Origin of the sequence: Streptomyces sp. PU-14G (assembly GCF_041028275.1) — a bacterium.
In the GTDB taxonomy this organism is placed as follows: Bacteria; Actinomycetota; Actinomycetes; order Streptomycetales; family Streptomycetaceae; genus Streptomyces.
In genome coordinates this window covers 1-8223 of sequence record NZ_JASKYT010000317.1, presented here as the reverse complement: position 1 = coordinate 8223, position 8223 = coordinate 1, and the positions used below count along the sequence as shown (strand labels likewise).

General features: G+C 73.6%; 5 protein-coding genes and 1 pseudogene. 1 reads left to right on the top strand and 5 read right to left on the bottom strand.

The genetic code is table 11. The features are described from left to right. The 5 genes and pseudogenes from AB8Z75_RS27305 to AB8Z75_RS27285 form a co-directional block, all read right to left on the bottom strand. Positions 1-767 (bottom strand): annotated as a pseudogene (locus AB8Z75_RS27305) (hypothetical protein); the annotation flags it as partial. A gap of 84 nt (positions 768-851) precedes the next feature. Next, positions 852-1970, bottom strand: coding sequence for a sensor histidine kinase (locus AB8Z75_RS27300; protein WP_369206519.1), 1119 nt, complete (start codon positions 1968-1970; stop codon positions 852-854). Positions 1971-2034: 64 nt separating this feature from the next. Further along, on the bottom strand, positions 2035-5247 hold the full coding sequence (locus AB8Z75_RS27295; RefSeq protein ID WP_369206517.1) for an alpha-N-acetylglucosaminidase: 3213 nt from the start codon (positions 5245-5247) through the stop codon (positions 2035-2037). Between the two features lie 75 nt (positions 5248-5322). Further along, positions 5323-5970, bottom strand: coding sequence for a LuxR C-terminal-related transcriptional regulator (locus AB8Z75_RS27290; RefSeq protein ID WP_369206515.1), 648 nt, complete (start codon positions 5968-5970; stop codon positions 5323-5325). Between the two features lie 169 nt (positions 5971-6139). Then, positions 6140-6967: a trypsin-like serine protease gene (locus tag AB8Z75_RS27285; protein WP_369206513.1), complete on the bottom strand. Its 828-nt coding sequence runs from the start codon at positions 6965-6967 to the stop codon at positions 6140-6142. 636 nt (positions 6968-7603) lie between these two features. Between AB8Z75_RS27285 and AB8Z75_RS27280 the strand changes: the two genes are divergently transcribed. Further along, on the top strand, positions 7604-8223 hold a 620-nt coding region (locus tag AB8Z75_RS27280; RefSeq protein WP_369206511.1), incomplete at its 3' end, for a putative protein N(5)-glutamine methyltransferase.

Here is an 8223-nt window from a genome sequence, read left to right as displayed (position 1 = left end):
GCGTCGTGTCCGCCCGGCATCGCGCCATGCCCGCCCGCTGCCGCGTTGCCCGCGCTCGCTGCCGCGTTGCCCGCGCCTGCTGCCGCCCCGCCCGCGCCCGCCACCGCGTTGTGTCCGCCCGGTGCCGCCACCGTGGCGGAGCCGGGCGGCGGCGCGGCGGCCTCGGGCCTGTTCGGTGCCGCCACCGCTGCGGAGCCGCCCGCTGCCGCCGCGCCGGTCTCGACCACCGCTTCGGTGCGAGCCACCGCTTCGGTGCGAGCCGTCACTTCGGCGCGGGCCACCGCTTCGGCGCGAGCCGTCACTTCGGCGCAGGCCACCGCTTCGGTGAGAGCCGTCACTTCGGCGCGGGCCACCGCTTCGGCGCGGGCCAGCGCGGCGTCCGGGTCACGTACCCGGGCGGCGCCCAGCAGTTGCCGGATGTCGGGGTCGGCCAGCCCCTCCAGGTGCCGCAGCGCGTGCGCGGCGCGGGCCGGGGCCTCGGCGCGCGGAAGGCGGCGCGGCCACCACGGCCGCTCCAGCGCCGCACGCACCACACGCAACCTCAGCCACACATACACCGGGTCCTCGCCCCCCGCCCCGGTCAACGGCAGTCTCGCCGTGGACGTGCACCGCCGCGGCAGCGCGCCCCGCGCCACCTCGTGTGCCGTCACCGCTCGCCGCGGTGCCCCGCCCAGCACCCCGTAGGCGAGCCGGACCAGCCGAGGGTAGTGCCGCACGAGGGCAGCCTCGGCCTGCTCGACATCCAGCGTCGCGGGCCGCTCACTCACACTCCGTGAACGAGGCACGTGCGAGAGGGGTCACCACTGTCCACCGCGCGGGTGGCGGCCCCACCCGTCAGTGCGATCGGAGCCTCAGGCCGGCTGCGCGGGGACTTCCAGCGTCACCATCGTCGGCCCACCGGCCGGGCTGCTGAGTGCCAGCACGCCGTCGAACTGGGCCAGCCGCCGCTGTACGCCCCGCAGCCCCGAGCCGGCGTCGAGGGAGGCACCGCCCTTGCCGTCGTCGGTGACGGTGACGCGGACGGCGCCCGCCTCGGGGGTGTCCTTGGCGTACAGCACGTCGAGCCACACCCGGGAGGCCTCGGCGTGCTTGGCTGCGTTGGTCAGCACCTCGCTCACCGCGAAGTAGACGGCCGTCTCGACGGGCTCGTCGAAGCGCCCCGGCAGGTCGATGTCGGCCTCCACCGGAATCTGCATCCGCAGGGCCAGCGCGCGCAGCCCGTCGGGGAGGCCGCGCTCGGCCAGGACGGGCGGGTGGATGCCGCGCACCAGGTCGCGCAGCTCCGTCAGCGCCTCGGCGCTGTTCTCCCGCGCCTGCGCGATCAGTTGCTTGGCCTTGGCGGGATCGCGCTCGACGAGGGCTTCGATGGTGCCCAGGCTCATGCCCATGGCGACCAGCCGCGCCTGCGCACCGTCGTGCAGGTCGCGTTCGATGCGGCGCAGCTCGGCCGCGGAGGAGTCGACCGCGTCGTGCCGGGTCTCGTACAGCTCCGCGACCCGCCGGGCCAGCAGCATCTCGCGGGTGGGCTCCAGCATCCGCGCGGTCAGCTGGTGGTTGAGCGGCAGCATCGGCGGCAGCAGCGCCGTGACGAAACCGGCCGTCATGTCGGCGGGCAGCCAGGAGATGTCCCGCCAGGTCGCCGGGTCCTTCAGCAGCCACACGCACTGCTCCACCCAGCCGACGACGCCGCCGCGGTCGCGCGGCCACGGGCGGTACGGCTCGGGTACCTCGATGCCGCCCCACTGGCGGGCGAGCCTCCGCCGCTGGTTGGCGTAGCGGCGGAGGACGCGCTGGACGGGCGGGAAGGTGACGACGCCCACCCCGATGGGCAGCAGCGCGAGCGAGACGACGGACAGCACGAACAGCAGGATGGAGAGCGGGAGCGTCACGACGGCGAGCGCGGGCCCCCTCACGAGCGCCAGCATCAGCTCGTGCGTCTGTACCGCGGCCCGCGGTCGCTCGTCCGTCACGTCCCGTTCCCTCCCCGTACCGCCCTCGCCCGCGCCGCGGGGCCCCTCGCCCGCGGCCGGGAGACTAGCGCTTGCCCGTCTTCCAGCCGGCGAACTCGGCGAGTCCGCGGGCCGTGCCGCCGCCGTTGGTCGCCGTCATGAACGCGCCGGCGTCCTGACTGCCTGACGCACCGGGCACCTCGACGGTTGAGACGGTACGCCAGGTCTTCCCGTCGTCTGCCGACAGCTCCCCGGTGAAGGAGCGTCCCGAGCGGGAGAGCCGCAGCGTGACGGGGGCCGCGACGCCGGTGATCCGCCGGTAGGTGTCCAGGGTGCCGTCGCCGTTGCTGTCCCAGGAGAGCACGACGCCGCTCGTGGGGGTGGCCGCCAGGTTGAGGAAGCCGCCGGAGTCCGCGTCGGCCAGCCGGTTGCGCACGACGATGCCCGCACGCGCCCAGGGGCCGCTGTTCTCCTGGGAGACGACCTTCAACGTCACCGTGGAGCCGTCCGCCAGCGCCCCGGGCCGGTAGAGGGCGCCGAACTCGGCGGTCGCCTTCCACAGGTCGGCGCCCGCGCCGTCGATCGCCCACCGGCCGTCCAGGTGCCCGAAGACGGCGTCGTTCGTCGTCACCGTCCGCACGCCGTCGGGCAGCGGCCCCGCCCGGTAGAGGCGGTCGGACCTGCTGGTGGCCACCCGGTCCTGGCCCGCGGGCCCGGAGAGGACCTCCACCGTGTACTCCAGCGCGTCGAGCGGGTCGCGCAGCGCGCGCTTCGACCCGGTGGGGACCCGCCAGCGGACGGTGGCTCTGCCGCCGGGCTCGATGGCCCGGTGCGAGGTCGGGTCCTGGGCCTCGGCGCCGTCGAGGCCGCGCAGCGTCACCTCGACGTTGCCCGTGGCGCTGAGCCCGTTCTCGTTGCGGTACTCGGCCCGTACGGTGCACGGCTCGCCCGGCGGGACGGCGCGGGGCTCGGCGATGACCTTCAGCGACGCCTGATAGGGAGCCTTGGCCAGTACGTCACGCACGCGGGTCGCGGTGGCGTAGGGGTCACTCGCCGCCCGCGTCGGATAGTCGTTCGTCTTCCGCGTCCAGGGCTCCTCCTTCGCGTACCAGTCGAACTTCTTCGGCGCGCGGTTCTGGTCGAGGGCGTCCGCCAGCTCGTCGAGGAACGCCTTCCACTGCGGCAGGTGGAAGTCGCGGATGAGGCCGTGCCAGTCGCGGTTGGCGTAGTTGGCCAGGTGGCCGCCGTCGGCCGTGGGGCGGTCGGCCCAGGTGGTGACCAGGGCGCGCGCCGTGCGCTCCAGCTGCGCGTCCTCCTTCGCCGAGCTGCCCGCGCCGCGGGCGGCCTGGAGCCAGGGGCCCAGCAGGAAGGCGCGGTGGCCGCCCGACATGTCGTCGGACAGCTCCAGCAGCTTCAGCCACAGCGCGGCCAGCTTCTTGAAGGTGGCGGAGTCCTTGTTGTTGTAGGCGTCCTCCAGCTGCGGGATCAGCGTCCAGGAGCGGTTGGCCAGGACCTGGCGGCCGACGTCGGTCAGGTCGTACCGGTAGGCGTCGCTGGAGCGCAGCCCCTCGCCGACGCCCAGCAGCGCCGCGAAGGCGCCGTCGAAGGCGGGCAGGTCGAACGCGGGCGTGTGGGTGGCGTAGTAGGCGCCGGAGCGGGCCGAGAGGCTGGGCCGGGCGGCGAAGACGCTGTCGTGCGGGCGCCCGTCCTTGCTGCTGATCCGGTACGCGGTCTCCCGCAGCGCCCGCATCGCCTCCTCCGCCTTGGCGTCCTGGCCGCCGTAGCGCAGCTTCGCGTACCCGATGAACCAGCCGCCCCGGTCCACGGCCTTCTCGCGCCACGCCAGCTCGCTGAACAGCTCCAGCGCCGCCGCGTCGCGGTGCGTGGCCTCCGGCATGTAGCAGGTGCCCACCAGCTTGGAGCCCGACTTGTCCCGCCAGGCCGTGAAGCGCTCGGCCCACATGTGGGTCTTGGCGCCGATGGTGGTGCGTCCGCCGAAGTTGGGGATGCAGCCGAACGCGTAGGGCACCCCGCCCCAGTCCTTCTCCCGGTCGGTGACCTTGTCCAGGTCGGAGAGGCCGTCGACGATGAGCATCTTGTCCTTGGCGGCGAGCCCGTCCAGCAGCTCCTTGCGCGGGTTCTCCTGCCAGCCGAGAATCACCCAGGTGGCGCCGGGCCGTGCGGTGTGCAGGGCCTTCTCCACGGCCCTCGCCGCCTCGGGCACCGGCACGTCGCCCGGGTCGCCGCCCTCGTGCAGCAGGTCCATCTTGAAGTGGCCGACGTCGCCGAAGAGTTTCTGCTGGTGCTGGTAGAAGGAGGCGGCGACCTTGCGGAAGGTGGCCGTGCGCGGGTCCAGCCACGGCGGCCGGTCCAGCCCGCTCCACTTGCCCTGCGGCACGGTGCGGGCGCCCTTGTTGCGCTTGGCGAAGTCGGCGGGGACGGTGCCGAAGTATCCGGGCAGCACCGGCTTCATGCCCAGCTCGCGCATCCGGCCGAGGATGCGCCGGCCCAGGTCGGTGCGCTTCTTCAGCAGCGCGCCGCTGATCGGCCCGCCGTACTCGGCCATGTTCTGCAGCAGCCACCACGGCTGGTGCGTGGGCGCCGGGATCCAGGCGCGGGCCTGGGCGTCGCTGTATCCGAAGTCCTGGAGCATCCGGTGGTAGACGGCCTCCTGGCCCGCGGTGACCAGCACCTCGTTGAAGCCGTGCAGGGCCAGCACGTCGAGGAAGCGCTCCCAGTGCTCCCAGTCGGCGTACGGCGCTGTGTAGCCGTCGTGGGTGTCGTTGAGGGCGAACCTGTTGGCGACGGTGGCCTTCTGCGCGTGCTGCGCCCGGGGCGCGGGCAGCGTCGCGGGCAGGTCGAGCTGGCTGCCCGACCAGGAGACGTGGGCGTCGCAGCTGTACTTGAGATACCAGTGCAGGCCCATGAGCATGGCCACAGGTCCCGTGCCCGCCACCCGCACGCCGCCCGCCTTGCCGGTGACCTTGAACCGCTCGGGCCCGCCGATCTGCTGGAAGGTGACCTGCCCTGCGTGCTGGGGCAGCAGACGCCGGAGCGCCTGCTGTGCCGCGTCGGCACCCGGCGCCTTGGCCCGTACGGTGCCGCCGCGCTGTCCTTCCGTCCGCTGAGCCGCCATGGCGGGGACGTACCCGCTCGTCAGCGCGAGACCCGCGCCGAGCGCGCCCGTCGTGCCCAGCACGGCGCGCCTGTCGAGGGGGGCGCGTGCCTGCGGCACAGCGGGCTCGGTGGACTGACCGTGTTCGTCGTATCTTCTGCGCTCGTCGATCGGCTCGTGCATGGGGCGCCTCCACCTGAGGGGTGTTCTGCCGTGTGTGACCAAAGACACGTACGGTGAGGCACGGTAACGAAGCGGTCAGCCTCGGTCGAGGTAGGCGAGCACGGCGAGTACGCGCCGGTTGTCGTCGTCGGAGGGCGGCAGGCCCAGCTTTCCGAAGATGTTCGAGGTGTGCTTGGCGACCGCCCGCTCGGTGACGACCAGCTGCGCCGCGATGGCCGCGTTCGACCTGCCCTGCGCCATCAGCTCCATCACCTCCTTCTCCCGCGCCGTCAGGTTGCCCATCGGCGCGTCCTGCGAGCGCCGGCTCAGCAGCTGCTGGATCACCTGCGGGTCCATCGCCGTCCCGCCCGCTGAGACCCGCCGTACGGCGTCCACGAACTGGTCGGCGTCGAACACCCGGTCCTTGAGCAGATAGCCCACGCCGCCGTTCCCGTCCGCCAGCAGCTCGCGCGCGTACAACTGCTCGACGTGCTGCGAGAGCACCAGCACGGGCAGCCCCGGCCGCTTGCGGCGCGCCTCCAGCGCGCACTGCAACCCCTCGTCGGTGAACGACGGCGGCAGCCGTACGTCCACCACGGCCACGTCGGGATCCAGCTGGGCCAGCGCCCGGCTCAGCTCGGGACCGTTGTCGACCGCCGCCGCGATCTCGAAGTCGAACGCCTCCAGCATGCGGACGAGCCCGTCTCTGAGCAGGAAGAGGTCCTCAGCGATCACGACACGCACGGGAAACTCCAAACACGGTGGCCGGCTGGGCCGTATGGCGGTGGAGCCATGAATCTACCCGCACGGACCCGTCGGGGCCCCCGGCCCGGTCGGAGCGGGGCCCCTCGTGCGGTGGCGGACCGGTCGCCGGTCCGCCACCCTGTGACGGAGCTCCAGCGTCAGCTCCGGATCAGCCGACGACCGTGCGTATCCAGTCGCGGTGCTCGGCGACGCTCGGGTAGATGTCGGGCGTCGTGGCGCAGTCGCCGACCGACCGGCTCGTCACACCGGCCAGCTGCCAGCGGCCCCGCACCTTGGTGAGGGCGGGCGCGCCGGAGTCGCCTCCGCACGTCCCGGCGTTGCCGCCCGGGTTGTCGGTGCAGAAGTCGCCCTCGCGGATGCCCCAGGCGTCCCCGTCCGTCTCGTTGGAGGCGCACTTGGGCGTGTCGGGGGAGAGCACCGGAAGGTCGATCTCGCGGTGCCGGACGGGCAGCTGCGAGGGGTCGTTCCCCGTCGCCTTGGTGTAGCCCCAGCCGGTGGCCCTGACCGTGTCACCGGCCGCCGGGGTCTTGGAGGCCAGCGGCGCCGGCTTCTTGGAGACCTCGGAGGAGAGCTGGACCAGCGCCAGGTCGTGCGCGCTGCCCTCGGCGTCCGCGTGCTGGTAGTCCGGGTGCACCACGAACTTCTTCACCTTGGCGACCTCGCCGCCCTCGGTGCGGTCCAGGGAGCCGATCCGCACGTGGTAGGCGCTCGGATCCTCGGGCGTGTCGGTGGTGACGCAGTGCGCGGCCGTCAGCACCCAGTCCGCGGCGATCAGGGTGCCGCCGCAGTAGTGGCTGTCCGGGTCGTCGCCGCGCTGCTTTTGGAGGGACGCGATGAACGAGTACTCCTCCGTCGACTCGTGCCCGCCGATGATCTTCGTCTGGTTTCCGGAGTCCCCGCCCGTGTCCGCGGCCTGGGCCGCGTAGGCGGACGTGCCCGCCGCGGCGAGCCCCAGGGTGAGAGCCGGCGCGAGCACCGTACGCGCGAGGCGGTTTTTGAAGGCGTGCTGGTTGTACCTGATGAGCTTGTCCCTTCTGTTTCCTCTTCGGCCTGTTTCCTCTTCGGCCCGCCGCCGGGCCCGGGCAGCCGCCGCTGCTCAGGCGTCCGGGGGCTGTGGGGTGGGCGCGGGGCCGCCCGTGGGCGACGGGCGCCCGTGGGCGCGGGGCCGCCCGTGGGTGACGGGCGCCCGCGGGTGCCGGGCGCGCGGGGGCGCCCGGCAGCCCATGGGCACCGTCGGTGCCGTTCGCCTCACCAGATGACACAAACATCTCCCCGTCAGGTGTGGCACTCCCATCTCATCGCCCCCAACTCCCGTGCGTCCAGGGCTTTTCGAGCCCTGTTGCGCATCGGTGAAACGAGCCGGGCGCCCGTGCCGGCCGGACGCGGATCCCGGTTCCGCGACCGGTGCCGGGGCCGGGATCCGCGCCGTGCACCGGCCGGCCGTCGGGTAGGCTTGCCGATCAGTACCGAACGTCCGAGCGACGCGGAGAGAGGGAGGTGAGACGCATTTCCGCTGTGACAGGCAAGGTGCTCTCGCCCCGTACCGGGCGGCCCGCCACGCGCTGAGCGGGCGCCGGGGGCAGCGGGAGCGCCGAGAACCGGAAAGGCTCCCATGCACGCTCGATCCGACGACTTCCCCCTCGCCGATCTCTCCCTCGCGGAGGCCGACCTCGCCGAGGCCGACCTGGTCGCCCGGCTCCGCACCGCGGGCTGCGTCTTCGCCGAGGACGAGGCCCGCCTGCTGCGGGAGACCGCACGCGACGGCGCCGAACTCGACGCCATGGCCGCCCGGCGCATCGCCGGGCACCCCCTCGAACACGTACTGGGCTGGGCACAGTTCGCCGACCTGCGCGTCGCCGTCGAGCCGGGCGTCTTCGTGCCCCGGCGCCGTACGGAGTTCCTCGTACGGTGCGCGGCCGACGCCGCACCCACCGGAACGCCGCCCCTCGTCGTGGACCTGTGCTGCGGCACGGGCGCGGTGGGCGCCGCGGTCTGCGCGGCGCTGTCCGTCCGCGGCGAACTGCACGCCGCCGACATCGACCCGGCGGCCGTGCGCTGCGCTCGCCGGAACCTGGCCCGCGCGGGCGGACACGTCCACCAGGGCGACTTGTTCGCCGCGCTGCCGACCGCGCTGCGCGGGCGCGTCCACGTGCTGACGGCGAACGTCCCCTACGTGCCGACCGACGAGATACCGCTCCTCCCACCCGAGGCCCGCGACCACGAGCCCCGCCC